At 61.7% G+C, this 23,835-nt stretch carries 26 protein-coding genes; 10 read left to right on the top strand and 16 right to left on the bottom strand.

Annotated elements, in window-relative coordinates:
* Positions 1-159: 159 nt before the first annotated feature.
* On the top strand, positions 160-1,176 hold the full coding sequence (locus GEV38_RS12090) for a GlxA family transcriptional regulator (RefSeq protein ID WP_015270069.1): 1,017 nt from the start codon (positions 160-162) through the stop codon (positions 1,174-1,176).
* Positions 1,177-1,296: 120 nt separating this feature from the next.
* On the opposite strand, the gene grxC is transcribed toward GEV38_RS12090, so the two are convergent.
* A complete protein-coding gene (gene grxC, locus GEV38_RS12085; RefSeq protein WP_015270068.1) occupies positions 1,297-1,551 on the bottom strand; it encodes a glutaredoxin 3 in 255 nt (84 codons plus the stop codon).
* Positions 1,552-1,564: 13 nt separating this feature from the next.
* The gene (locus GEV38_RS12080; protein ID WP_013972212.1) at positions 1,565-2,083 is read right to left on the bottom strand and encodes a carboxymuconolactone decarboxylase family protein; all 519 of its coding nucleotides are present in this window, start codon (positions 2,081-2,083) and stop codon (positions 1,565-1,567) included.
* A gap of 130 nt (positions 2,084-2,213) precedes the next feature.
* Between GEV38_RS12080 and GEV38_RS12075 the strand changes: the two genes are divergently transcribed.
* Positions 2,214-3,044: an AraC family transcriptional regulator gene (locus tag GEV38_RS12075; RefSeq protein ID WP_015270067.1), complete on the top strand. Its 831-nt coding sequence runs from the start codon at positions 2,214-2,216 to the stop codon at positions 3,042-3,044.
* Positions 3,045-3,094: 50 nt separating this feature from the next.
* On the opposite strand, the gene GEV38_RS12070 is transcribed toward GEV38_RS12075, so the two are convergent.
* Both GEV38_RS12070 and GEV38_RS12065 read right to left on the bottom strand, forming a co-directional pair.
* Positions 3,095-3,580, bottom strand: coding sequence for a hypothetical protein (locus GEV38_RS12070; RefSeq protein WP_173895828.1), 486 nt, complete (start codon positions 3,578-3,580; stop codon positions 3,095-3,097).
* A 350-nt stretch (positions 3,581-3,930) separates the two neighbouring features.
* Complete coding sequence (locus GEV38_RS12065; RefSeq protein WP_052329214.1) at positions 3,931-4,626, bottom strand: DUF2238 domain-containing protein; 696 nt, start codon at positions 4,624-4,626, stop codon at positions 3,931-3,933.
* A 226-nt stretch (positions 4,627-4,852) separates the two neighbouring features.
* Between GEV38_RS12065 and GEV38_RS12060 the strand changes: the two genes are divergently transcribed.
* On the top strand, positions 4,853-6,052 hold the full coding sequence (locus GEV38_RS12060; RefSeq protein WP_054573829.1) for a zinc-dependent alcohol dehydrogenase: 1,200 nt from the start codon (positions 4,853-4,855) through the stop codon (positions 6,050-6,052).
* A 296-nt stretch (positions 6,053-6,348) separates the two neighbouring features.
* Here the strand turns inward: GEV38_RS12060 and GEV38_RS12055 are convergent, their stop codons facing one another.
* A complete protein-coding gene (locus GEV38_RS12055; RefSeq protein ID WP_015270063.1) occupies positions 6,349-6,582 on the bottom strand; it encodes a PLDc N-terminal domain-containing protein in 234 nt (77 codons plus the stop codon).
* A 186-nt stretch (positions 6,583-6,768) separates the two neighbouring features.
* Between GEV38_RS12055 and GEV38_RS12050 the strand changes: the two genes are divergently transcribed.
* The 6 genes from GEV38_RS12050 to GEV38_RS12025 all read left to right on the top strand — a co-directional run bounded on the left by GEV38_RS12050 (position 6,769) and on the right by GEV38_RS12025 (position 10,296).
* Positions 6,769-7,272, top strand: coding sequence for a CinA family protein (locus GEV38_RS12050; RefSeq protein ID WP_013972207.1), 504 nt, complete (start codon positions 6,769-6,771; stop codon positions 7,270-7,272).
* Positions 7,273-7,704: 432 nt separating this feature from the next.
* Positions 7,705-8,169, top strand: coding sequence for a hemerythrin domain-containing protein (locus GEV38_RS12045; protein WP_004376291.1), 465 nt, complete (start codon positions 7,705-7,707; stop codon positions 8,167-8,169).
* Positions 8,169-8,414, top strand: coding sequence for a hypothetical protein (locus GEV38_RS12040; RefSeq protein ID WP_054573830.1), 246 nt, complete (start codon positions 8,169-8,171; stop codon positions 8,412-8,414). Before GEV38_RS12045 ends, GEV38_RS12040 begins: the two co-directional genes overlap by 1 nt.
* Positions 8,415-8,459: 45 nt before the next feature.
* A complete protein-coding gene (locus GEV38_RS12035) occupies positions 8,460-8,645 on the top strand; it encodes a hypothetical protein (protein WP_054573831.1) in 186 nt (61 codons plus the stop codon).
* A gap of 86 nt (positions 8,646-8,731) precedes the next feature.
* Positions 8,732-9,841, top strand: a complete 1,110-nt coding sequence (locus GEV38_RS12030) for a mechanosensitive ion channel family protein (RefSeq protein WP_015270061.1) — start codon at positions 8,732-8,734, stop codon at positions 9,839-9,841.
* 26 nt (positions 9,842-9,867) lie between these two features.
* On the top strand, positions 9,868-10,296 hold the full coding sequence (locus GEV38_RS12025; protein WP_015270060.1) for a hypothetical protein: 429 nt from the start codon (positions 9,868-9,870) through the stop codon (positions 10,294-10,296).
* Positions 10,297-10,314: 18 nt separating this feature from the next.
* Here GEV38_RS12025 and xth read toward each other — a convergent pair whose 3' ends face one another.
* From xth to GEV38_RS12010, 3 genes are all read right to left on the bottom strand, one after another.
* On the bottom strand, positions 10,315-11,109 hold the full coding sequence (gene xth, locus GEV38_RS12020) for an exodeoxyribonuclease III (protein ID WP_015270059.1): 795 nt from the start codon (positions 11,107-11,109) through the stop codon (positions 10,315-10,317).
* Positions 11,106-11,348 (bottom strand): hypothetical protein, encoded by a 243-nt coding sequence (locus GEV38_RS12015; protein WP_003257678.1) that lies wholly within the window; start codon positions 11,346-11,348, stop codon positions 11,106-11,108. Before GEV38_RS12015 ends, xth begins: the two co-directional genes overlap by 4 nt.
* Positions 11,349-11,508: 160 nt before the next feature.
* Entirely contained in the window at positions 11,509-12,123 is a 615-nt protein-coding gene (locus GEV38_RS12010; RefSeq protein ID WP_173896075.1) for a hypothetical protein, read from the bottom strand.
* Positions 12,124-12,889: 766 nt separating this feature from the next.
* Here GEV38_RS12010 and GEV38_RS12005 point away from each other — a divergent pair.
* Complete coding sequence (locus GEV38_RS12005) at positions 12,890-14,542, top strand: SulP family inorganic anion transporter (RefSeq protein ID WP_015270057.1); 1,653 nt, start codon at positions 12,890-12,892, stop codon at positions 14,540-14,542.
* A gap of 237 nt (positions 14,543-14,779) precedes the next feature.
* Here the strand turns inward: GEV38_RS12005 and GEV38_RS12000 are convergent, their stop codons facing one another.
* The 8 genes from GEV38_RS12000 to GEV38_RS11965 all read right to left on the bottom strand — a co-directional run bounded on the left by GEV38_RS12000 (position 14,780) and on the right by GEV38_RS11965 (position 23,768).
* On the bottom strand, positions 14,780-16,507 hold the full coding sequence (locus tag GEV38_RS12000; RefSeq protein ID WP_054573832.1) for a NahK/ErcS family hybrid sensor histidine kinase/response regulator: 1,728 nt from the start codon (positions 16,505-16,507) through the stop codon (positions 14,780-14,782).
* On the bottom strand, positions 16,491-17,654 hold the full coding sequence (gene ercA / locus GEV38_RS11995) for an alcohol dehydrogenase-like regulatory protein ErcA (protein ID WP_013972181.1): 1,164 nt from the start codon (positions 17,652-17,654) through the stop codon (positions 16,491-16,493). Before ercA ends, GEV38_RS12000 begins: the two co-directional genes overlap by 17 nt.
* A gap of 89 nt (positions 17,655-17,743) precedes the next feature.
* Positions 17,744-18,016, bottom strand: coding sequence for a pyrroloquinoline quinone biosynthesis peptide chaperone PqqD (pqqD, locus tag GEV38_RS11990; RefSeq protein ID WP_039613271.1), 273 nt, complete (start codon positions 18,014-18,016; stop codon positions 17,744-17,746).
* A 52-nt stretch (positions 18,017-18,068) separates the two neighbouring features.
* Positions 18,069-18,140 carry a pyrroloquinoline quinone precursor peptide PqqA gene (gene pqqA, locus GEV38_RS11985; RefSeq protein WP_003253598.1) on the bottom strand — a complete coding sequence of 24 codons (72 nt, stop codon included), beginning with the start codon at positions 18,138-18,140 and terminating at the stop codon, positions 18,069-18,071.
* 251 nt (positions 18,141-18,391) lie between these two features.
* Positions 18,392-19,912 (bottom strand): aldehyde dehydrogenase family protein, encoded by a 1,521-nt coding sequence (locus tag GEV38_RS11980; protein ID WP_015270055.1) that lies wholly within the window; start codon positions 19,910-19,912, stop codon positions 18,392-18,394.
* Between the two features lie 162 nt (positions 19,913-20,074).
* On the bottom strand, positions 20,075-21,859 hold the full coding sequence (gene pedH / locus GEV38_RS11975) for a PQQ-dependent alcohol dehydrogenase PedH (protein ID WP_024086834.1): 1,785 nt from the start codon (positions 21,857-21,859) through the stop codon (positions 20,075-20,077).
* Between the two features lie 162 nt (positions 21,860-22,021).
* A complete protein-coding gene (locus GEV38_RS11970; protein ID WP_015270053.1) occupies positions 22,022-22,960 on the bottom strand; it encodes a quinoprotein relay system zinc metallohydrolase 1 in 939 nt (312 codons plus the stop codon).
* A 40-nt stretch (positions 22,961-23,000) separates the two neighbouring features.
* Positions 23,001-23,768, bottom strand: coding sequence for a quinoprotein dehydrogenase-associated SoxYZ-like carrier (locus tag GEV38_RS11965; RefSeq protein ID WP_015270052.1), 768 nt, complete (start codon positions 23,766-23,768; stop codon positions 23,001-23,003).
* Between the last annotated feature and the right edge of the window lie 67 nt (positions 23,769-23,835).

Here is a 23,835-nt window from a genome sequence, read left to right as displayed (position 1 = left end):
AACTGAAAACAGGGGGCGAATATCGGCCAGTGCGCACCCTGTAGCCTGATTGCTGCGTGTAGTATGCCGCCGCAGGCTTGGAGCCCTTTTACACAAAAAATTGCCTGTATCGGGAGACAGGCGCTGAACACGTCATCTTGCATTGTAGGAGTCGTATTGATGGCTACGCCGAGATCCTCCCCGCTGGCCACGGGTTACCCTGTCGATGCCCCCACACCCAAGATCGTCGGGTTTCTGGTGATCCCCAATTTCACCACCATCGGGTTCGCCTCTGCGGTGGAGACCTTGCGCATGGCTAACCTTGCTGCGCGCAGGGCCATGTTCCAGACACTGATCATCGCCGCCGACATGGAGCCGGTGAGCGCCAGCAACGGCATGCGCATCCTGCCTGAATACACCATCAAGGATGCGCCCAAGCTGGACATGCTGTTTGTGGTAGGGCCAAACCCCATCGTCTCCGACCACAATACCCGCGCCATCCTGAACTGGCTGCGCAAGCTCGCCCATGACCAAGTGGCATTGGGTGGCATTTGCACGGGTAGCCATTTGTTGGCGCGTGCCAATCTGCTCACGGGTTACCGTTGCACCATCCACTGGGAAGATATCGAAGCGCTGAAAGAGCGCTTTCCCGGGATCATCATTTCCAGCCAGTTGTTTGAACTTGACCGTGACCGGTACACCAGCTCGGGTGGGGTGGCATCAATGGACATGTGCCTGCAACTGATCGCACGCGAACCCGGCGGGCGAGAGATTGCCGAACATGCGGCCGAATTGCTGTTGTGCGACCGCGTTCGCAGTTCGCAGGAACGCCAGCGCGTGCCCCTGCGACAGCGGCTAGGGACGTCCCAACCCAAGCTCAGCCAGGTAGTCAGCATCATGGAGGCCAATCTCGAAGACCCTGTGACCCTGGAGGAACTGGCGCAGTTGAACGACATCTCAGTTCGGCAGTTGGAGCGCCTGTTCCACAAGCACCTGCAAAGTACCCCTAGCCAGTACTACCTTGAATTACGCCTGTCGCGCGCCCGACAACTGTTACTGCACAGCGAATCGCAAGTACGGGATATCGCCCTTGCCTGTGGTTTCGTTTCGCCGGCGCATTTCTCCAAATGCTACAGCCGTTTCTTCGGCGTCTCTCCCATGGGTGAACGCAAGCAGGTTGCTGCGGCTCAGTGCTGATCATCGACGAGTGCAACGAAGCGTCGGTGAAACAGGGATCGCAAGTGACCGCTTTGAACCGTTAGCTGCCCTTGCCAAGGGCGGCTAACGGCCAAAGGCAAATATCGCTGAATCAGCCCTTCAGGCACTGAGCAGTGCTTCGAGCTCGCCCTTTTGATCGAGGCGTTTCAGATCATCAAAACCTCCCACATGGACACTCCCCACAAAGACCTGCGGCACGGTCCTGCGCCTGGATCGCAGCAGCATCTCGGCCAGATGGTTCGGCGAAGCCTCGATATCGATTTCCACGGCACTGACCCCCTTGTGCGCCAGCAGTCGCTTGGCGCTCACGCAGTAAGGGCAGTGTTGGGTGGTATAGATTGTCACCTGGTTCATGTCGGTTGCCCTCCTAGTGTGCCAACGGCGGGAAGTCGATATCGGTGGTGGCGATGTTGTTCAGGTAGTTGGTCAGGGTCAACAGCGTGACCTGTGCCACCACCTCCACGATCTTGCCATCGCTGAGACCAGCCTCGCGTGCTGCGGCGACCTGATCGTCATTCAATTGGCCGCGGCTTTCGGTGATCTGATGCGCCAGCGCGGCGACCGCGCTGAGCGTGCCACTACGCGCCTGGCTAATGGCCTCATCGCTCAAGCCGGCTTTGGCACCAAAAAAGCTGTGTGCGGCCAGGCAATAGTCGCAACCATTGATTTCCGAGGTGGCAAGCGCAACCACTTCACGCTCCGCGGCGCTCAGTGAGCTCTTGCCCAGAGCCTGGGCGAGGCCCAGGTATCCATTGAGAGCGGCTGGGGAGTGAGCCAGGGTCTTGAAGGCGTTGGGTATGAAACCAAGGCCTTTCTGAATGCCTTCAAGGGCAGTGCGCGAGCCAGCAGGGGCCTGGTCCAGCGAGAGAGCAGCGATACGAGTCATGGTAGTTTCTCCAGTAGGGTGATTAACCAGCTTGTCGATCAAGCCTGGAGTCAATACTAGGGAAGACGACTATCCTTTCGGCTTCAGATCGTCGAATCTATGCAACCGATCGTCCAAACCTGAGCGCCCCATGGACCGACTATCGACACTGCTCAAGCACTTCAACCTGCATGCGTCTACCTTCCACCACGGTGGTTTTTGTGGAACGACCCGCTTTCATGGGCAGCAAAGTTCCGGCCACGCGCACCTGCTTCGTTCGGGTCGCCTGACCTTCAGTGACAAACGTGGTCAGCTCATGGAGCTGGCGGAGCCAAGCCTGATACTTGCGGTACGTCCGCAGGAGCATCAGTTGCTGGCGATCGAAGCAGACGAAGCGGAGTTGGTGTGCGCCACCTTGCAGTTCGATGGTGGCGCCAACAATCCGCTGACCCAGGCCTTGCCGGACTTCATCATCAAGCCGTTGCGCGAATTGCAGGGCCTCGATGGCACCCTCGAATGGCTGTTCGAAGAAGCCTTCGGCGACGAGTGTGGACGGGATGTCATTCTCAATCGGCTGTTCGAGTTGATGGTGATTCAGCTACTTCGCCATCTGATCGCCAGCCGCAGCATTGCTTCGGGGATGATGGCCGGGCTGGCCAATGCACAGCTGTCCCGTGCGCTCGTGGGTATCCATAACGAGCCACAGCACAATTGGACCGTGGCAGAGTTGGCTGACCGCTCAGGCATGTCGCGCGCGAGCTTTGCTGCGCACTTTCGCGAGACCGTGGGCATCACCCCTGCCGATTACCTGGCGAACTGGCGAATCAGCCTTGCCCAGAAACGGCTGCGCGAAGGCCGCCCCATCGCCCTGATTGCCGATGAGGTCGGCTACGAAAGCCCGTCTGCGTTGGCCCGCACCTTTCGCCGCAAGGTGGGTGCAAGCCCGAGGGAGTGGCTACAGCAGAGCACGCATGATACCTAGCCGAGAGACAGCTGCGTCCAGCCCCCGGCGATGGGCCTGTAACGCGGGGATCAATCGTCGTAGCGATGTTTGTTGCGCCAGCCATAATGATGGCCACGGTCGTGGCGGTGACGGCGCCAGCCCCGGTCGTCGTCATCGTCGTCATAATCACGGTAGCGATGCCCGCTCTCGTCATCGTATTCCCGGCCCATGTGGTTGCCCAAGGCACCACCCACACCGCCACCGGCTGCTGCGCCGATCATGCTGCCAATGGTGCCGCCCATCTTGCGACCCACCACGTTGCCGCCAGCTGCACCCAGTGCGCCGCCAATGGCCGCCTCGCCACGGCTGTGCTTGTCGGCACCCACCGCACCACCGGCCGCACCACCCAGGCCGGCGCCGATTGCCGAGCCGGTGCTGCCGCCGATCGACTGGCCGACTACCGAGCCCAATACTCCACCCAATGCGCCACCTATACCTGCTTCGGTATTGCCGCCTGCCGACGCAACGCCGCTCAGCAGGCCAAGTGACAACAACAGAATCGAGGAGTACTTCATTTGTGAAAGCCTCAGAGGGATACGGAGGCGATCCTGAGGCTCTGGACAGGGGCTTACAATGGAAATCCGATGAGTGACACGACTTGGAAAAATTCTCCAAGTTATTGTTTTCCCGATGGAAACTTAAGGGATTTTCGATAGTCACAGGCTGATTGCGAGAGGCCTTTCCAGTGATGGAGAGACCTTTTGAAGTTCTGATCGCGCTGGATGCTACCTGGAGCGGCCTTGTGTCGCGAAAGGGCTGCGGAAGCAGCCCCAGCAACTTATGCGTCTACGCAGAAACCCTGGGGCTGCTTCGCAGCCCTTTCGCGACACAAGGCCGCTCCTACACAGCGATAAGTCCTGCCCCTTCAGCCGTGCCTGTCCTCCAGACACACTACCTTTGTGCCCCAAAGCTTGCGTGACCCAAGCCACTGGATGAACAAGGTGACAAGTGCACCGAGCAAAGCCAGGGCCATGTCCTTTTGTGCATCCCAAGGGTCTTGCTGGGTCGCGACAAAGGCTTGTGCCTGGTCATCACCCAGGTATTGGCCACCTATCCACTCCAGCAGCTCGTACAGCGCCGATGTGGCGAGGACGAAGGAAACAGTACACAACGCCAACCAGCCGCCTCGCAACAGGGCCTGGCGCTGGAGCAGCTCCCTGATCGGCAGGACGAACAAAAGGCCGTAACTCAGATGCACCAGACGATCGAACTGGTTGCGCTGCCAGCCCATCCAGGCATTCAGAGAGTGGTCGGTAAGCGCACGCAGCCAAGCGTCATAGGGGACTTTGGCATAGGTAAAATGCGCTCCTAGTTCGTGAATCGCCAGCATCACCACGATTGCCAGGTAAGCATGCCGAGAAAAGCGCCAATAATGGCTGGTCGCAGCCAAGGTGAGCAGGAGTGCCAGCGGCAAAACGTTTTCGAGCCACCAATCCGCACGATCAACCGGCGCAACCCCCGAGGCAAGCATCAGCAACGTGGCCGATTTCAGCAAGCCCGCAGCTTGGCGTGGCGTGGCCGAAGGGGCAAAGCTTGTTTGCAATGCTGGATTCTTGTTCATGGTTTTACGCTCGGCTTGAGCACGGTTGAGCCTGGCAGGGCAACTAAAGTTTCCTCCGGTCGCCGGTTTCACCTGATGCCATGTCCCCCCAACGACAGTTCTTCATGATGTTGGTGGGGCCAGTAGCACTGAAAATTACCGATGGATGATTCCACCTGAACTTTACCTCCCTCCTTGGCTTCCCCTGCATAGACCATCCGGCCCCGCCTCTGCAGGAGATGAAACAATGAGAGCATTGACTTACCACGGAACCCAGGACGTCAGGGTCGACAATGTCCCCGACCCACTCATCCAGGACGAGGACGATATAATCCTCCGGGTCACCGCTGCCGCCATCTGCGGCTCCGACCTGCACCTCTACCATGGCAAGATTCCACAGACCGAGCCGGGAGATATCTTCGGCCACGAGTTCATGGGGATCGTCGAGGAAACCGGCCGCGGGGTGACCAACCTGCAGGTCGGTGACCGCGTGGTGATTCCCTTCGTGATCGCCTGCGGCAACTGTTTCTTCTGCCAACTCGATCAGTTTGCCGCTTGCGAAACGACCAACACCGGCCGGGGTGCAATCATCAACAAGAAAGGCATCCCGCCAGGAGCGGCGCTATTCGGCTATAGCCATCTGTATGGCGGCATACCCGGTGGCCAGGCGGATTTCGTGCGGGTGCCCAAGGCCAACGTCGGCCCGTTCAAGGTGCCTACCGACCTTCCGGACGACAAGGTGCTGTTCCTCTCGGATATCCTGCCCACAGCCTGGCAGGCCGTCACCAATGCGCAGGTCGGCCCAGGCTCGACAGTGGCCATCTACGGCGCCGGGCCGGTCGGCCTGCTGAGCGCAGCCTGCGCGCGCATGCTGGGCGCCCAGACGATCTTCATGGTCGACGACAATGACTACCGCCTGGCGTTTGCCCGCGATGCCTACGGCGTGGTGCCGATCAACTTCGAGCAGGATGACGACCCGGCCGACAGCATCATCCGCCTGACCCCCGGCATGCGCGGCGTGGACGCCGTCATCGATGCGGTCGGTTTCGAGGCCAAGGGCAGTACCACCGAAACGGTACTGACCACTCTGAAGATAGAGGGCAGCAGCGGCAAGGCGCTACGCCAGAGTATCGCCGCGGTGCGCCGGGGCGGCGTGGTCAGCGTGCCTGGGGTCTATGCGGGCTTTATCCACGCCTTCATGTTTGGTGATGCCTTCGACAAGGGCCTGACGTTCAAGATGGGCCAGACCCACGTGCAGAAGTTCCTTCCTGAACTGCTCGAACATATCGAGGCCGGGCGCCTGGAGCCGGAACTCATCGTCACCCATCGCCTGGCCCTGGAAGAAGCGGCTTTGGGTTACAGGCTGTTCGACCAGAAACAGGACGACTGCCGCAAGGTCATCCTCGTGCCGGGCGCTGCTGCCGGTACATTGGGACCTGACCATTAGCAGGGACCTGTGGGAGTGGCTTTAGCCGCGAACACCGGCGCAGCCGGTGCCATGCACCGCGTCGGATTCTTCGCGCCTAAAGCCGCTCCCACAGGTTACGCGGACCGCTTGCGAATTCAGTTCTTCCAGCCGACCCGATCAACGCTTGCGTTGCGTTTCCTCACGAGCTGTTTTCTGCGCAGTGGAATCATGGGACGTGCCAGTCGAACCATCAGGACGCTGCGCATCATTGTCCCGTTCCTCTTCACCTTGGGTTCCGCTGCGAGGTGCCTCCGATCCTTTCTTCATGTCCCCTCCTACCCCTTGCTGTGTTCAGGCGACGACGGCCCGGTACCGCGTTTGATCCCACGCGGCCCGAAAACGCCCCAGATAGCCAGGCCGACAACGGGCAGCACCAACAGCAACAGTGCCCACATCGCCTTCGTCATGTCGCTCTTGTCACTGCGGAAGACACTGACGATGGCCCACAGATCGAGCAACACGATGATCGCCGCAACAGCGATCCAGAAATACGTCACAGGCTCGGTCATGATCGCTTCTCCTCTGTTGTTCCGGCAGCAGCGCGAGGTCCGCACCGCCGCCCTCCTACCCAGAGGAAGCCGGCAAACGGAACAAAGTTCAGGAAGCTTTCCCCAGCATTGATGGGTGGCACCCAAGCAATGAACCAATCCCACAGGAAACACGTCCACAAGAAAACAACGCACGAGTGACCGGCCATGACGACCGACCCCGTACTCGAGGCCCTTGATTACCTCAAAGCCCACAAGCTGGTACTGACCACCGCAGAATCCTGCACGGCCGGTGCCATGGTTGCGCTGTTGGCAGCAGTGCCGGGGACCGGCGAGGTTCTGGAAAGCGGCTACGTGGTGTACTCGCCAAGCGCCAAGAAACGCCTGCTCGGCGTCAGCCCACAGACTATCGAACGCTACGGCCTGACCAGCGAGGCGGTAGCCTGGGAGATGGCCCTCGGCGCATTGAAAGACAGCGACGCCACCGTCGCCATCGCCAGCACGGGAGTCGCCGGGCCACAGCCGCAGGATGGCATCGCCCCGGGCACTGTGTGCTTTGCCTGGGCCTTTGCCGGCGAGCCTTTGGCGGTATTCACACGCAGCCAGCGCTTTTTTGGCGAGCGCGCGGATGTAATCCGCCAGGGCGCGCTGTACGGGTTGTCGCACCTGGCCCATTACCACCAACGCTGGCTGCGCGGTGAGCGCGCCTGAGGGGCAACGTAAGGGGCTGCGTGAGAGGCTGCGAGCATGGACGAAGACGAGCTGGCTTCAAGGCATTACCCCGTCGAGGATGACATGCGCATGCAGCAGCGGGTCTGGCGATTCGAACGGGTCGGATGGTACGCGCTGGTGCTGGTGGTGCTGCTGGGCCTGGCCGGGCTGTTCGGCAACGGTCCGCTCATACCTGACCCTGCGCAGCGAACATGTCGGCACTCTCGAAGGTGTTGTCAGCGCCGGCCCAGGCAGCGCAGTGCATTTTCATTCCGCAGGAGTGACCCTGCCTGGCCGGCGCAACCTGCACGGATTCCGGTGAGAGCCGCCTTTCGCGACAGCAGTACGCTGATCATCCGCTTTGAACCTTGGCGCGCGGCCCCTACTCCATCGAAGGCAATCGTGAATTTTTCAGCCCCGAAGAGGTGTCGCATGAACGCTATCGATTTGCTGATCCAGGACCATGAGCTGGTGAAGAAGCTGCTGGAGGAACTCTCCTCCACCACTGAGCGCGCGGTGAAAAAGCGCGCCGAGTTGCTCGAACGCATCAAGCAGGAGGTAAGCATCCATACCGCCCTGGAAGAAGAAATCCTGTACCCGGCCATCAAGCAGGCCGGCGGCAAGGAAGAAGCGAAGATGTACTACGAAGCCAAGGAGGAACACCGCACCGTGGACTCCCTGGTGCTGCCGGACCTGCTGCAAACCGAAACCGGCACCGTCGAGTTCGCCGGGCGGGTCAAAGTGATGAAGGAACTGCTGGAACACCATATCGAGGAAGAAGAAAGCGAGCTGTTTCCGACCGCCCGCAAGTTGCTGGGCAAGCAGCAACTGGATGAGCTCGGCCAGGCCATGGAAGCGCAGAAAAAACTGCTCAAGGGCGAACAGCGTGCTGCGTGATGGAAGCCTGGATCGACTTTCTTGAATGGCCTGCCATGGCCCTGACGGTACTTGCTGCGTGGTGCATCGGCTCACGGCGCCCAGGCCGGCGCAAGCTGGGTTTCTGCTGCTTCATTGCCAGCAACGTGCTGTGGGCCGCCTGGGGGTGGCAGGCGCAAGCCTGGGCGCTGATCATCCTGCCGGGTTGCCTGTGCGCCATGAACCTGCGGGGCTGGAAGAAAAACACTGCCGTGGAGTCGGGCTGAACGCCCGGACACATGCCTGAAAGCCCAACGGCGAGGAGCCAGACCATGATCGACCCCAACCAACCCGACCCGTACGTGGACGAAGTACCCCACAACCCGGGCGAGCCTGTGCCTGAACAGGAACAGGAACAGGAACAGGAACAGGAACAGGAACAGGAACAGGAACAGGAGAAGGAAGCACCCGACTGGCCCGAAGGCCAGGTGCCGCCAGAGGAGCAGTCCGACGGCTGAGGCTCACCTGGCGAGCGGCATTGCCTGCTTCGCCGGCAATGCCGCTCCACCAGTCACCCAATCCTATGGAAGGAGGCAAGTGTCTCATGAGTGATCGCATCATCGCCTTGTTCACCGATACCACACTGTTCGGAGTTTCCGTTCTTAATTTATTGCTGGCACTGACGGTAGCGCTGCTGACATTCGTCGTGGCGCGGGCGGCCATCAGTTTCATGCTGCATCGGGTCAGGCGCTGGTCCGAGCATGACGGCGCGCTATGCCAGGTGCTGGCCAAGGTGCTCGCCGGGACCAGCAATTTTCTGCTGTTCCTCGCCTCGCTGCTGGTGGGCCTGAGCATGCTCGACCTGCCCGAGCGCTGGCTGACCCGGGTCGGTAGCCTGTGGTTCGTGGTCGCGGCATTGCAGATCGGGCTGTGGGCCAACCGCGCCATCGGCCTGGGCCTGAGTCGCTACTTCGCCCGGCATCGCACCGACGGCTTGAACCAGGGCAGCGCGCTGGCCACGCTGTCGGCATGGGGTGCGCGGGTACTGTTGTGGTCAGTGGTGCTGCTGGCGATGCTGTCCAACCTGGGCGTGAACATCACCGCCTTCGTCGCCAGCCTGGGGGTAGGCGGTATCGCTGTTGCACTGGCCGTGCAGAACATCCTCGGCGACCTGTTCGCCTCGTTGTCCATCGCCGTCGACAAGCCGTTCGAGGTGGGCGATTTCATCGTCATCGGCCCGCTGGCCGGCACGGTGGAGCACGTGGGGCTGAAGACCACACGCATCCGCAGCCTGGGCGGCGAGCAGATCGTCATGGCCAATGCCAGCATGATCAGCAGCACCATCCAGAACTACAAGCGCCTGCAGGAACGACGGATCGTGTTCGAGTTCGGCCTGTCGTACGACACGCCAACCGAGGCCGTGAAAAAGGCACCCGCCATCGTCGAGGAAGCGATCAAGGCACAACAGCAGGTGCGCTTCGACCGTGCCCACCTGCGCGGCTTCGGCAAGGAGGCGCTGGAATTCGAGTGCGTGTATATCGTCAAGGACCCGGGCTACAACCTGTACATGGACATCCAGCAAGCGATCAATTTCCACCTGCTCGAGCGCTTCTCGAAGGTAGGTGCAAAATTCGCCGTACCGGTACGCGCGATCAAGGTCACGGCCTTGCCAGAAGAATCGAAGCGCGGGCCTCAAAGTATTCACGTGGGGTAACCCGCCCCCGTGCATGTCAGCGCTCCATGCATTCCGTCGATTTCACGGCACGCCCGTGGGTGATGCAGGCCGAACAGAAGGTGACCAACCCGCAACGGAGTATCGCCATGAAGATCATGAAGCCTCATTCGTTACTGCTCGTGCTGTGCCTGGGGCTCAGCGCACCTGTGGTGCTGGCAGCCACCGACCTGAACGATCAGCGTGCTCCTGGCACGCAGCCGCATGACAGTGGGCACATGAGCAACCAAGGCGGAGCGACCGGCTCCGGCACGCCTGCGGATGCCATGGGGACAGGTTCCGGCGGAACCGATGGCAATGACACTGACAATACCGGTGGCGATGGCACCACCGACCGATCCGGTAGTGACCGCAGTGGATCGGAACGCGGCACCGGGACGGGTAGCGGGACCGGAGGCTCTGGTGGTTCGGGCTCCAGCGGTGGTTCCGGTAGTTGAAGGTTCGCTCGAACTGCCCTATGGCCGGCGACGCGTGCCCAGCTCGATCCAGACGGGCGCATGGTCGCTGGCCTTGGGTTCGTTACGCACCCAGGCATCGACACCAGCCCGCTTCAGGTAGGGCGCGAGCTCGGGGTTGAGCAGCAGGTGGTCGATACGTAAACCGGCGTTGCGTGCCCAGTGGTTGCGGAAATAATCCCAGAAGGTGTAAATGCGCTCGTCCGGATACAGATGGCGAATGGCGTCGACCCAGCCTTGATTCAGCAGTTTCTGGTAGCACGCACGTGATTCGGGCTGCAGCAGCGCGTCCTTCATCCAGGAGCGCGTGTCGTAGATATCCATATCGGTTGGCACCACATTGAAATCGCCCGCCAGCACCGCGGGATGGCCACCGTCATGCAGCCCTTTGACATGCTCGATCAGGCCCTCGAACCAGCGGAGCTTGTAATCGAATTTCGGCCCCGGTTGCGGGTTGCCGTTCGGCAGGTACAGGCAAGCCACCAGCACCCCGTGCACCGCGGCTTCGAGGTAGCGGCTCTGGTTGTCGTCCTCCATGCCAGGCAGGCCACGCCGTACTTCCAGTGGTTCGCTGCCTCGCGACAGAATGGCCACACCGTTCCACGAAGGCTGCCCTTGATAGAGGCTGCCGTACCCCGCCGCTTCCAGCGCCTGGTGAGGAAACTGCTGATCCGCCGCCTTGAGCTCCTGCAGGCAGGCAATGTCAGGCCTTTCCCGCTCCAGCCAGGCCAGCAGTGCCGGCAGTCGGCTACGAATGCCGTTGATGTTGAACGTGGCAATCTTAAGCGCTTTCATGCGTCGGGGTCGCTCACATGGGCCTGCACGGCATCTTCCAGGGCGCGCACATGGGCGTCATCGGCCAATGCCTTGAGTGCCAGCCAGTCGTCCCAGTCGATGGCACCATCGTCACGCAGCGCCTCGGCCGTGCGTAGCAGTTCATGGTGGTAGGCATCCGGCGACTCACGGCGGTAACTGATGTCGTCGTATTGGGCGTACCAGGCTTCGAGCTCGGGGATGCTGCGTTCAATGCTCATGATGGAGCCCTCACGGTGTCCTTTGCATTAAGAGCCCCACCATTGGGCGACGTTCAAATTCAATGCCGCCAGTCGAACCGCCCAGAGGCTGCGCATGAAACGAGCTCGCCGCGAACCAGGTTTCCCGGTTCGCGGCGCAACCGAAGCGTTACTCAGGCAATCAGGTAGGAATGCCTGCCAGTCGCCAGACAGGCGCTGGAGCTGGTTCGGCCTGGCTGCGTTTGCGTGCCCACTGGGTCAGGGCAGCCATCATGGCAAAGCCCAGCAGGATCAGTACCGGATAGGCCAGCAGCAACTCGGTCAGCGAGTATTTCCAGGCCAGTGGGCGGCCAACACCCAGCATCGCCGCATACAGCCAGGACACACCCGACAGTGCGCCGGAGAACAGTGCGAACATCCGCACGCCAAAATTAAGGTCCAGCAAGTTGCCTGCTTTGAGCAGGGCAGGCAATACATAACGATGCAACAGCATGCCATTGAAGGTCAGCAACATGACAATAATGACCTTCGCTTGAAGTTTAGGATTGGCAAAATAGTTCATACCTTTATCAAGGTAGTCAATTCCAATCACTGCGGCACCCGTGAGCCACAAGAATATCAGGGCATTGGCCACGGACTTCTGCAAGCTCGTCATATGCTTACTGTCATGCCCAGTTTCTTTATGACCCTTCAACAAGTTCCTGACCATCTCGGCGTCACTGGCGAATACCATGCCGATGGCAATGCAACAGGCCAATAAATGGACGTAAATAACAGACAACCGCACCAGCCCCATGGATTCTTTCTGCCCGAACAGGCTAATAATTGTATTAATCTCCACGACATTTTCTCCACGCAATGCGTTAGCGCTAGATGGCTTTGAAATAGGTGTGCGAACGATTTAATCGCAACGACAGAGCCAAATTCTAATCGTTAAATGAAAAAGCAGATTGTCACTCAATATACGCGGTGGCTCACCCGAAGAGCCTCGGTTGGGCATGGCAATACTCCACTATTCAGGAATAAAAAAGCCCCATGAGCATCCCTGCAATGCCGATGAGGTTGATCGTCCATAAGTTCTGGGGAAAGGCGCGAGGTGCAATCACATTGAACGCACCTGCTGGCAAATAGGAGTCAGTGTCATCCAAATCGTTCATTTCTCGAGCAAAACGACCGACAGGCGGCACACTAAATCAAGTTAGTTAGTTTGCTAAGTTGTTGTAATTTGACCGAATGGAAAGTTTTACCAACAACTGGATCCAAACTTAGCAAGTGTCTTTGGACGCTCTATCCTGCTGTTTCGCAGTTATCGCTTTGCAGGTGACCGTGCCTGAAGTGCCATCAGTCAGGCCCGGCAAGCTACATTCCGATCATCACGGGCGGTCGGAAGGAAGCGTGCGAGACATCGTGAATCTGGACCCGCACAACGCCTTCACATTTGAGGGTGCAGATGCCGCGCCTGCCCTGCTCCGCCTCGTTCAGCTCGATCAGTTCGTTCAGAGGCACAACAGGCCCATGGCATGCTAAATACTATGTGCATGCACCTTATCAAGGAGCCTGCAATGATCGCGGTTCGCGAAGCCTGGAACGCCGGCCTGTTCAAGCGTGAACACTGGATGCGCAACCTTGTCTCCGGCCTCATCGTCGGGGTTGTTGCGCTGCCCCTCGCCATGGCCTTCGCCATCGCTTCCGGGGTCAAGCCGGAGCAAGGCATCTACACGGCGATCATAGGCGGGCTGCTGGTTTCCTTGCTGGGCGGCAGTCGATTGCAGATCGCCGGACCGACCGGGGCCTTCATCGTGATCCTCGCAGGGGTGACGGCGAAGTACGGAGTGGAAGGCCTTCAACTGGCCACGATGATGGCTGGCGCCATACTGCTGGTGCTTGGCATTACCCGCCTGGGTGCAGTCATCAAGTTCATTCCCGACCCGGTGATCGTAGGTTTCACCGCCGGCATCGGCATCATCATCTGGGTTGGGCAATGGCGTGACTTCTTCGGCCTGCCCGTAATCGAAGGTGGGCACTTCCACGAAAAACTGTGGCATCTGTTGCTAGCCCTGCCGGACCTCCACATTGCCACGACGCTGCTCGCGACATGCAGCCTTGCTTTGCTGATCCTGGCACCAAGGCTGCCCGTGCTGAAACGCCTGCCCGGGCCACTGGTAGCCATGGTGTTCGCGACGCTCGTCCAATCCCTGTTCCATTTTGACGGTGTGGCTACCATCGGCACCGCCTTCGGGGCGATCCCACAAGGTTTGCCGTCACTGACCTGGCCCGAAGTCTCCCTGGCGCGGGTGATCGAACTGATCGGGCCAGCATTTGCGATCGCCATGCTGGGGGCCATCGAATCATTGCTCTCGGCTGTCGTCGCCGACGGCATGGCAGGGACCAGGCACGACTCGAACCAGGAATTGATCGGCCAAGGGGTCGCCAACCTGGTAGTGCCGCTGTTCGGGGGCTTTGCCGCCACAGGTGCCATTGCCCGGACAGCGACCAACATCCGCAATGGTGCTACCGGGCCGTTGGCCGGCATCATCCATGCGCTGACACTGGTACTGATCATTCTGTTCCTGGCGCCACTGGCGTCGAACATTCCACTCTGCGCACTGGCAGCGATCCTGTTCGTCGTCGCCTACAACATGAGCGAGCTGAAGCATTTCAAGCGCATGCTGCAGCGCGCACCGCGAGCCGACATCGCCATCCTGCTCGTCACCTTCACCTTGACGGTGTTCAGCGACCTGGTGATCGCCGTGAATATCGGCGTCATCCTCGCCATGCTTCAGTTCATGCGCCGCATGGCATCGTCCGTCGAAGTCCAGCAGGTGGTCGAAGAGGAACTGGCCAATGAACTGCACAGCAACGGCCAGAAATCGCTGCCCCCCGGCGTGCTGGTGTACACCATCGAAGGCCCGCTGTTCTTTGGCGCCGCTGAAACCTTCGAGCGCGCCCTGTCACAAACGCATACCGACCCTGAACTGCTGGTAATTTGCCTGAAGCGGGTGCCCTTCATGGATATCACCGGGCTGCAGACCCTGGAGGAAGTGATCCAGCAACTGCATGAACGCCAGATCGTGGTGAAACTGTGCGAAGCCAACGGCAAGGTGCTTGGCAAGCTCGAAAAGGCCGGAATCTTGCGCCTGCTTGGCCCCGGGCACTATCACCAAATGCTCGGTACCGCCCTGCTGGAGGCAAAGGCACCAGCGGCACACAACTGACTTGTGATCCACCAGCAGTACAGCGGCGTTATTCTTGTCCAGTCGCTTGTATTGAAAGGCCATACAGAGTCCCATTTCAGGAACAGCCACCTGGCACTGCGCGGCCCCCCCCTGTAGGAGCAGCCTTGTGCTGCGAAGAGGCCGGTACAAGCAACAGATATGCATAATCAGTACGGGCCTCTTCGCAGCACAAGGCTGCTCCTACAGAGGTACGCGCAAGGCCATGGGGTTGAGGCTTCAGCCCAGCAACTGGCTCAACACCGCACGCAACTTCCCCGGTTTGACGGGCTTGTTCAGCAACGGCGCACCGAGCTTGTTCAAGGAGCGTCGGCACTGATCGCTGCGGTCGGCAGTGATGATCACCGCGGGAATGGCGGCGCCGAAATGTTCACGCAAATGCCTGACCACCTCGCAGCCGACGACACCGTGGTCCAGGTGAAAATCCGCCAGGATCAATTCCGGTGCCCGCCCCTGCAAGGCCAGCAAGGCCCCGGCCTGGTCGGTCGCGGTAACCACTTCGCAGCCCCACTGCCCGAGCAGCGCGCCCATGCTCTCGAGGATGCTCACTTCGTTGTCCAGTACCAGCAGGCGGCGGCCCGGCAACGGGTTGCCGGCGCCAGGCTGCGGCGCGGCCTGGTGGATAGGCAACGGCATGGCTTCGCCGATCGGCACGTCGATGCTGAACATCGAGCCACGCCCCGGCCACGAACGCACCTCGATGCGGTAGCCGAGAATCTTGGCGATCCGCTCGACGATCGCCAGCCCCAGCCCCACACCCTTGCGATCGGCGGCACGGCCTACGTCAAGTTGGTTGAACTCGAGGAAAATGGCCTGCAGCCGATCGGCCGCGATGCCCCGCCCGGTATCCCACACCTCCAGGCGCAAGTGATCGCCGCGGCGCCTGGCGCCCAGCAGAATCCTGCCCTCATCGGTATAACGACAGGCGTTGCTGAGAAAGTTGCGCAGGATACGCGTCATCAGCCGCAGGTCGGTGCTGATGGCGTAGTCGGCAATGCGCGCACGCAACTTCAGGCCTGCCGCATCGGCCACCGTGCGGAACTCCGAGACCAGTGGCCCGAACAGCTCGTCGAGGCGGTACAGCGCCACGTCCGGCTTGACCGCCGCCTGGTCGAGCCGGGAAATGTCCAGCAGGTCGGTCAACAGGTCTTCAGCGCCCTCCAGCGCCTGATGGGTACGCTCCACCAGCACTTTTTCCGCTTCTGGCAGCGGTCTTTCGCGCAAGGTCGAGATCAGCAGCCGCGCGGCATTCAGCGGTTGCAGCAGATCATGGCTGGCGGCAGCGAGGTACTTGTCCTTGCTGCGGTTGGCGGTTTCCGCGGCGTCGCGGGCATCGCGCAGGGCGCGGGCGATCTGTTTGCGCTCGGCGATCTGCTGTTGCAGGTTGCGGTTGGCCTCCAGCAGCTCATCGGTACGGGCAGCCACCCGTTGCTCGAGCTCGTCATTCAGTTGCTGCAGGCGCTGCTGGGCCAGCTTGCGTTCGGTGATGTCGGCGACAAACCCTTCCACCAGCCCTTCCTGACCTGGCTTGAGCAACAGGTTCATCAACACATCGAGGTGGCTGCCGTCCTTGCGCCGCAAGCGGGTTTCATAACCGTGCAGGCTGCGTTCACGGGCGAGGGTCGCGGTGATGGCGTGCAACTCTTCGGCCCCGCCAACAAACAGGTTGGCGGCAAGGTCCGTCAGCGGAAACAGCAACGCTTGCGGGTTGTCGTAACCCAGCATGCGTGCCAACGCCGGGTTGGCGGCACGCATGCCGTCTTGCAGGCTGGCCTGGAAAATCCCGTGCACGGCGTTTTCGAACAGCCACTTGTAGCGGTTGCGTTCGGCCTCCAGTTCGTCCAGGCGCGCAGCCAGCTCCGGGTAATGGCTCTTGCGCGCCGAGTGGTCACCCAGCCCCAGCAGCCCGGCCAGCGCCCGTTGCTGCTCGTCAGAGGGCCTCGCCATAGACCACCTCGACATCACGCTGGCTCGACGCACGCGGGTTGGTGAGGATGCACGGGTCGTCCATCGCATGTTGCGACAGGAACGGGATATCGGCCGTGCGCACGCCGTGCAGGCCCAGGGTTTCATGGAAGCCGATGGCACGCTTGAGCGCGATCAGGTGCTCCACCAGGCGTGCGCAGATCTGCCGGTGGTTGAGGCCGCGGCAGTCGATACCCAGCACTTCGGCAATCACCTTGAAACGCTCCGGTGCCGAGCTGTAGTTGAACGCCACCACGTGTTCCACCAGCACCGCATTGCACAGGCCATGCGGCAGGTCGAGGAACCCGCCCAGGCTGTGCGACATGGCGTGGACCGCACCCAGAATCGCATTGGAAAACGCCAGCCCTGCCTGCATGCTGCCCAGCATGATCTTCTCGCGCAGGGCGATATCGGTGGGGTTGGCGATCATCTCCACCAGGTTGCCATTGATCAGGCGCATGGCTTCCAGCGCATGGGGGTCGGTCAGCGGGCCGTGGCCGGTGGAAACGAAGGCTTCGATGGCATGCACCAGCGCATCGATACCGGTGCAGGCCGACAGGAACGGGTCCATGCTCAGGGTGGTTTGCGGGTCGATCAGCGACACGTCCGGCACCACCGCCTTGCTGACGATGGAGAACTTCATGCGCTCCTGCTGGTTGGAAATGATCACGAACTGCGACACGTCCGCCGAGGTGCCGGCCGTGGTCGGGATCAGGATCAGCGGCGGGCTGGGCACACGGATCATGTCCACGCCTTCGAATTCGAGGATGCTGCGCCCGTGGGCGACCACGATGCCGATGGCCTTGCCGCAATCCATCGGGCTGCCGCCGCCGACCGCGACGATCACATCACAGTGGTTCTGCCGGTAGATCTCGGCGCCAAGCATCACCTCTTCCACACGCGGGTTGGGCGATACGGCGCTGTACAGGCAGTAGTCGATGCCCTGGGCCTGCAGGCTGGCCTCCACGTCCGCCACCCAACCGGCGGCAATCACACCGGGGTCGCTGACCACCAGCACCTTGCGCGCACCGAAGGTCTTGGCGTAATTGGCGACATTATGCCGGCAGCCGGCACCAAAGATGATCTCGGGCGAAACGAACTTGCGAAGCGGGCTGAAACTCTGGCTCATCGGGAAGCCTGTTCTTATTGTTCTGGAAGGTAACCGCCAGCGTAAAGCATCCCGCAGCGAAAGCAACCAGACCAAAGCCTGGCCACGGCTCATTCGATCCAGTACTTGGCACGGGCCACCTCCAGGAACGCCAGGATGTCCTCGTCCAGCCCCGGCACCCCGGGGAAGCGCTGTGCAAGGCGGTCGATGACCGCCGCCACGCTGCGCCGGCCGTCCAGCAACTCGAGCACCCAGCCGGCACTGGCATTGAGTTCGATGGTGCCCTCCGGGTACAGCAGCACATGGCAGGCCCGGCGCGGCTCCCAGCGCAGGCGGAAGCCCTTGCGCAAGGCCAGGGCTTGTTCGCGATCGATCAGGTTCACAACGGGCATGCTCAATGAAGAACCGGCCATCGCGCTGATGGCCGGACAGGCATCAACGATTGGCGAAGTACATCGTCACTTCGAAGCCGATGCGCAGGTCGGTAAAGGCGGGTTTAGTCCACATGGGGCATTCCTCTTCTTGGTGCCGGGCGATTCCGGTAGAGGCATTAATGCACGAGGGGCGACGGGGCCGAATGCTACTTTGGGACAGGTTTGCGGGGTGCGTTGGTAGGGGTAACACGGAGCAGCTGTGGATTTGTGCATGGCAGTGCCGGCCTCTTCGCGGGCTCGCCCGCTCCCACAGGGACTGCACAAGTTTCAAGACCAGTGCAATACCTGTGGGAGCGGGCGAGCCCGCGAAGGCCGCGACGCGGTTTAGAAGAAGCCCAGCGGGTTGATGTCGTAGCTCACCAGCAGGTTCTTGGTCTGCTGGTAGTGATCGAGCATCATCTTGTGCGTCTCGCGGCCCACCCCGGACTTCTTGTAGCCACCGAACGCGGCATGCGCCGGGTACAGGTGGTAGCAGTTGGTCCACACGCGCCCGGCCTTGATCCCGCGGCCCATGCGGTAGGCACGGTTGATGTCACGGGTCCACAGCCCCGCGCCCAGGCCAAACTCGCTGTCGTTGGCGATCGCCAGGGCTTCGGCTTCGTCCTTGAAGGTGGTCACGCCCACCACCGGGCCGAAGATCTCCTCCTGGAACACGCGCATCTTGTTGTTGCCCTTGAGCAGGGTCGGCTGGATGTAGTAACCGCTGGCCAGGTCGCCGTCGAGCCGCTCGGCAGCGCCACCGGTGAGCAGCTGCGCGCCCTCCTCCCGGGCAATCTGCAAGTAGGAAAGAATCTTGTCGTATTGCTGCTCCGAGGCCTGGGCGCCGACCATGGTCGCGGTGTCTAGCGGGTTGCCACGGGTGATCTTGGCGATCTTCTTCATCACCTCGGCCATGAACGGCTCGTAGATCGATTCCTGGATCAGCGCCCGCGACGGGCAGGTGCACACTTCACCCTGGTTGAAGAACGCCAGCACCAGGCCTTCGGCTGCCTTTTCGATGAACGCGGGCTCGGCCTGCATGATGTCTTCGAAGAAGATGTTCGGCGACTTGCCGCCCAGTTCGACGGTGGACGGGATGATGTTCTCGGCCGCGCACTTCATGATGTGCGAGCCCACCGGGGTGGAACCGGTGAAGGCGATCTTGGCGATGCGCTTGCTGGTGGCCAGGGCCTCACCGGCTTCGCGGCCAAAGCCCTGGACGATGTTCAGCACGCCTGCTGGCAGCAGGTCGGCGATCAGCTCGGCGAAAATGGTGATCGACAACGGCGTCTGCTCCGCCGGTTTGAGTACCACGCAGTTGCCGGCTGCCAGCGCCGGGGCGAGTTTCCAGGCGGCCATCAGCAGCGGGAAGTTCCATGGAATGATCTGCCCGACCACGCCCAATGGCTCGTGGATGTGGTAGGCCACGGTGCCCTCGTTGATTTCGGCGGCGCCGCCTTCCTGGGCACGGATGCAGCCGGCGAAGTAGCGGAAGTGGTCCGCCGCCAGCGGCACGTCGGCGTTGAGGGTTTCGCGCACGGCCTTGCCGTTGTCCCAGCTCTCGGTAACGGCCAGTACTTCGAGATTCTGTTCGATGCGGTCGGCGATCTTCAGCAGTACCAGGGCGCGGTCCTGCACCGAGGTCTTGCCCCAGGCCTCGGCAGCGGCATGCGCGGCGTCCAGGGCCTGCTCGATGTCCTGGGCGCCGGAGCGCGGGAACTCGGCAATCGGCTGGCCATTGACCGGCGAGCTGTTGGTGAAGTACTGGCCGCCCAGCGGCGGCACGAATTCGCCGTTGATGAAATTGCCGTAGCGTGGCTTGAAGGACACGATGGCGCCTGGGGTTCCGGGTTGTGCGTAGATCATGCTGAGCCTCTGTGGGTCGATGCCTGTCCAGCGACAGGCGATGAGCCGATGGTAAAAAGCCCCGCCTGCCGGGCGAATGCATCGTTGGCAGCGGGGCTCTCGTCATTTGGTAGTAGGGCCGCTTGCCACAGGGTCCCTGGCAGCAAGCGGCAGGTTGTCGGCTTAGCGACTGGCGCTTGCCGTTTGCAGTTGCTTGGGCAGCTTGAAGGTCCAGAGCATGCCGCCCTGGTTGAAGTCCTTGACCCGCTTGGCCACTTCACCGCCCCACAGCGGCACCGCGCCGCCCCAACCGGAAACCACCGAAACGTACTGCTCGCCGTCCATTTCCCAGGTCACTGGCGAACCGAGCACGCCGGAACCGGTCTGGAACTCCCAGACCTTGTCGCCGGTCTTGGCGTTGAAGGCCTGCAGGAAGCCTTCCGGCGTGCCGGTGAACACCAGGTTGCCCTTGGTGGTCAGCACCCCGCCCCACAGCGGCGCATAGTTCTTGTGGCGCCACACTTCCTTGCCGCTGACCGGGTCGATGGCGCGCAACACGCCAATGTAGTCTTCGTTGAGCGGCTTGATGGTGAAGCCGGCACCGAGGAACGCCGCGCCCTTCTTGTAGGCGATGCCTTCGTTCCAGATGTCCATGCCCCACTCGTTGGACGGCACATAGAACAGCCCGGTGTCCTTGTTGTAGGCCATCGGCATCCAGTTCTTGGCCCCGAGGAACGCCGGGGCGACGAACACCGAGCTGCCCTTGGCCTCGCTACCCGGCGCCCCCGGCCGGCTGGCCTCGTTGTAGATTGGCCGGCCGTCCTTGTCCAGGCCGGTGGCCCAGGTGATCTTGTCGACGAAGGGGAAGCCGCGGATGAACTTGCCGTTGGTGCGGTCCAGCACGTAGAAGAAGCCGTTGCGGTCAGCGGTAGCGGCGGCCTTGACCTCCTTGCCGCCGTCCTTGTAGTTGAACGAGATCAGCTCGTTGACGCCGTCGAAATCCCAGCCGTCATGCGGCGTGCTCTGGAAGTGCCACTTGATGGTGCCATCGTCGGGGTTCAGGGCCAGGCGCGAAGAGGAATACAGGTTGTCGCCCGGGCGCAGGTGCGAGTTCCACGGCGCCGGGTTGCCGGTGCCGAACAGGATCAGGTTGGTTTCCGGGTCGTAGTAGCCGCCCAGCCAAGGCGCCGCACCACCGGTCTTCCACAGGTCGCCGGGCCAGGTCTTGCCCGCCTCGCCGCCAGAAATGCCGTTTTCGATCGCCTTGCCGTCCTTGTACACGTAGCCCATGTGCCCTTCCACGGTCGGGCGCATCCACAGCAGCTCGCCGTTTTCCGGGTTGTAGGCCTGGATCTTGCCCACCACGCCAAACTCGCCGCCGGCGACGCCGGTGATCAGCTTGCCGTTGACGATCATCGGCGCGGCGCTGATGGAGTAGCCTTCCTTGTGGTCGGCCACTTTCTTGCTCCATACCACCTTGCCGGTGTCCTTGTTCAGCGCCACCAGCTTGGCATCGAGGGTGCCGAAGAACACCAGGTTGCCGTACAGCGCCACGCCGCGGTTGATCACGTCGCAGCACGGGCGGATGTCATCGGGCAGGCGCGCATCGTATTGCCACAGTTTCTTGCCGGTACGGGCGTCCACGGCGAACACCCGTGAGTAGGAGCCGGTCAGGTACATCACCCCGTCCTTGACCAGCGGCTGGGCCTGCTGGCCGCGCTGCTTCTCACCACCGAAGGAAAATGCCCAGACCGGCCGCAGGTCCTTGACGTTGTCGGTATTGAGCAGGTTCAGCGGGCTGTAGCGCTGGCCCTGCACGCCCAGGCCATTGGTCACGATCTGCTGCGGGTTCTTCGGGTCCTGGAGAATTTCTTCATTGCTGACAGCGGCGTGGGCTGCACCGGCAAGCAGCATGGCGCTGAGCACCAGGCTCAAGGCGAACACGGGACGACGTGTGGATCGGGTCATGACGGCTACCTTTGGTTTTTTTGTTGTATCCGGGAAAACTTCCCGGTGTGTCGGGAATTCTTGGTCCCGACCTGCTTGCCAACAATTGCCCGCAGTGCTGAGTTTTCTAGTTCCTTGGTAGCAGTGAACTTGCGCGGTCCCACAGGGGGCCGTGTTACACCCTCAGATAGGGGGCTTGGCGTCGACACGCCGCAGCTGCTGGCGTTCGTAACGGGGGTACAAGTGGCTGACACTGCGAATCAGCTCGTAACGGGTCAGGCTGATAGCAGCAAACCGTTCGGGTATGGGGCTGCGGATCATCTCGGCCATGTCATCGCCACGCGCCGCGCCGTCGCGCATCAGCCCGTCCAGCCAGCCCAGGTAATCACGCATCTGGGCAAACGGCCGGGCATCGCTGGCCAGCGGGCCATGACCAGGCACCAGCTGCTTCCAGGGCAGCGCTTGCAAGGTGTCCAGGTCCTTCAGCCACACCTCCAGCCCCGGGCTGTTGGGCGTGGTCAATGCGCGCTCGTAGAACACCAGGTCGCCGGCGAACAGCACACCGGTGCTTTCATCCAGAATCGCCAGGTCGGCACCGGTGTGCCCGCCCAGCGCCAGCAGCCGCAGGCGGTGCCCACCCACCTCGTGAATACCTGGCTCCAGCACACGGGTCGGCAGCACCACCTCGGTACCGCGCATCCAGTCGCCAACCAGGCGGTACATGTTCTCGGCCATGGCCTCCCCCTGCTGGCGCAACAGCTCGCCGGTACCGGCCAGGGCGCCGATGGGCACATCGGCAAAGGCCTGGTTGCCCAGCACATGGTCGGGGTGATGATGGGTCAGCAGCACTTCGACCACCGGCTTGTCGGTGGTGGCGGCAATGGCCTGGCGCAATGCTTCGCCGTAGCGTTTCGACGGCCCGCTGTCGATCACCACCACCCCGTTGTCGGTGACGATGAACGCGGTGTTGACGATATTGCCGCCATTATCCTTGGCGAAATTGTCGGTGCTGCCCTCCAGCAGCCAGGTGCCTTCGGCGATCTGCCGGGGCTTGAGCCGATAGTCCAGGTCTGCCCAGGCCGGCAGGCCCAGGCACAGTAGCAACAGCAGAATGCAACGCATGACGGGCGCCTCTGGTCAGGGATGGAGTCGGGCAACGCGTTCAGGGCACTGCCGCCTCGAACTGGTTGCCGCTGTTGTCCTGCAACACCAACCGGGTTGGCCCGGGGCCCTGGATGTCGAAGCCCAGGTTGGGGTTTTCGCTGACCGCCGGGTACAGTTCCAGGCTGGCCAGGCGCTGGCCATCCGCGCCTTGCAACTCGGCATGGTTGAGGAAGAATTCGGGAATACCGCTGACCAGGCCGTTGTCCATCGGGTGGGCCACCTGCAGGCGCAGGCGGCTGCTGTCGCCACGCGGGTAGCGCCCGCCCAGGACTTCACCGAGGTGTTCCTCCCAGCCGGGCTGAGTGCGTACCACGCTGGGCGCGGTACAACCGCCGCCGGCAGCATCGATCAGGGTCGAGCCGACATGCCACAGGCCGTCGCGGGTCAGCACCGCGGCACGCAGCGGTGTGGCCTGTTCGACGCGGATGCGGATCGACAACCAGGGCAGCACGCGCTCGCCAGGCTGGAAGTCGACGATACGCGGCAGCGGGTTGAGTTCGGCCCAGGCAATGATCCGCACCACTTCGCCGCTGAACGCCCGAGCGTCGATCTCCAACGGCACCTGGCGTGCGTCCTCGGCAAAGGGTGGCGCCAGCAGCTTGACCCGATCATCGAACACGAATGCGGCCTGGCCCAGCAGCTGCTTGTGGTAGAAGTCCCACATCACCGACGGCACCGGGTCCTTGTGGTTACTCGGCTCGCTGGCCTGGGACTGTGCGGCCCAGGGCATCCAGCAGGCCAGCAGGAAAGTCGCTCGCCAGTTCATCGCCCACTCCTTTTGATCAACGCAAACCTGGCTGACAGTGCACGGTCCTTGTGGGAGCGGGTTCACC

It is taken from the genome of Pseudomonas sp. 13159349 (assembly GCF_013305685.1).
GTDB lineage: Bacteria > Pseudomonadota > Gammaproteobacteria > Pseudomonadales > Pseudomonadaceae > Aquipseudomonas > Aquipseudomonas asiatica.
This window is presented reverse-complemented; position numbering and strand designations above follow the sequence as displayed.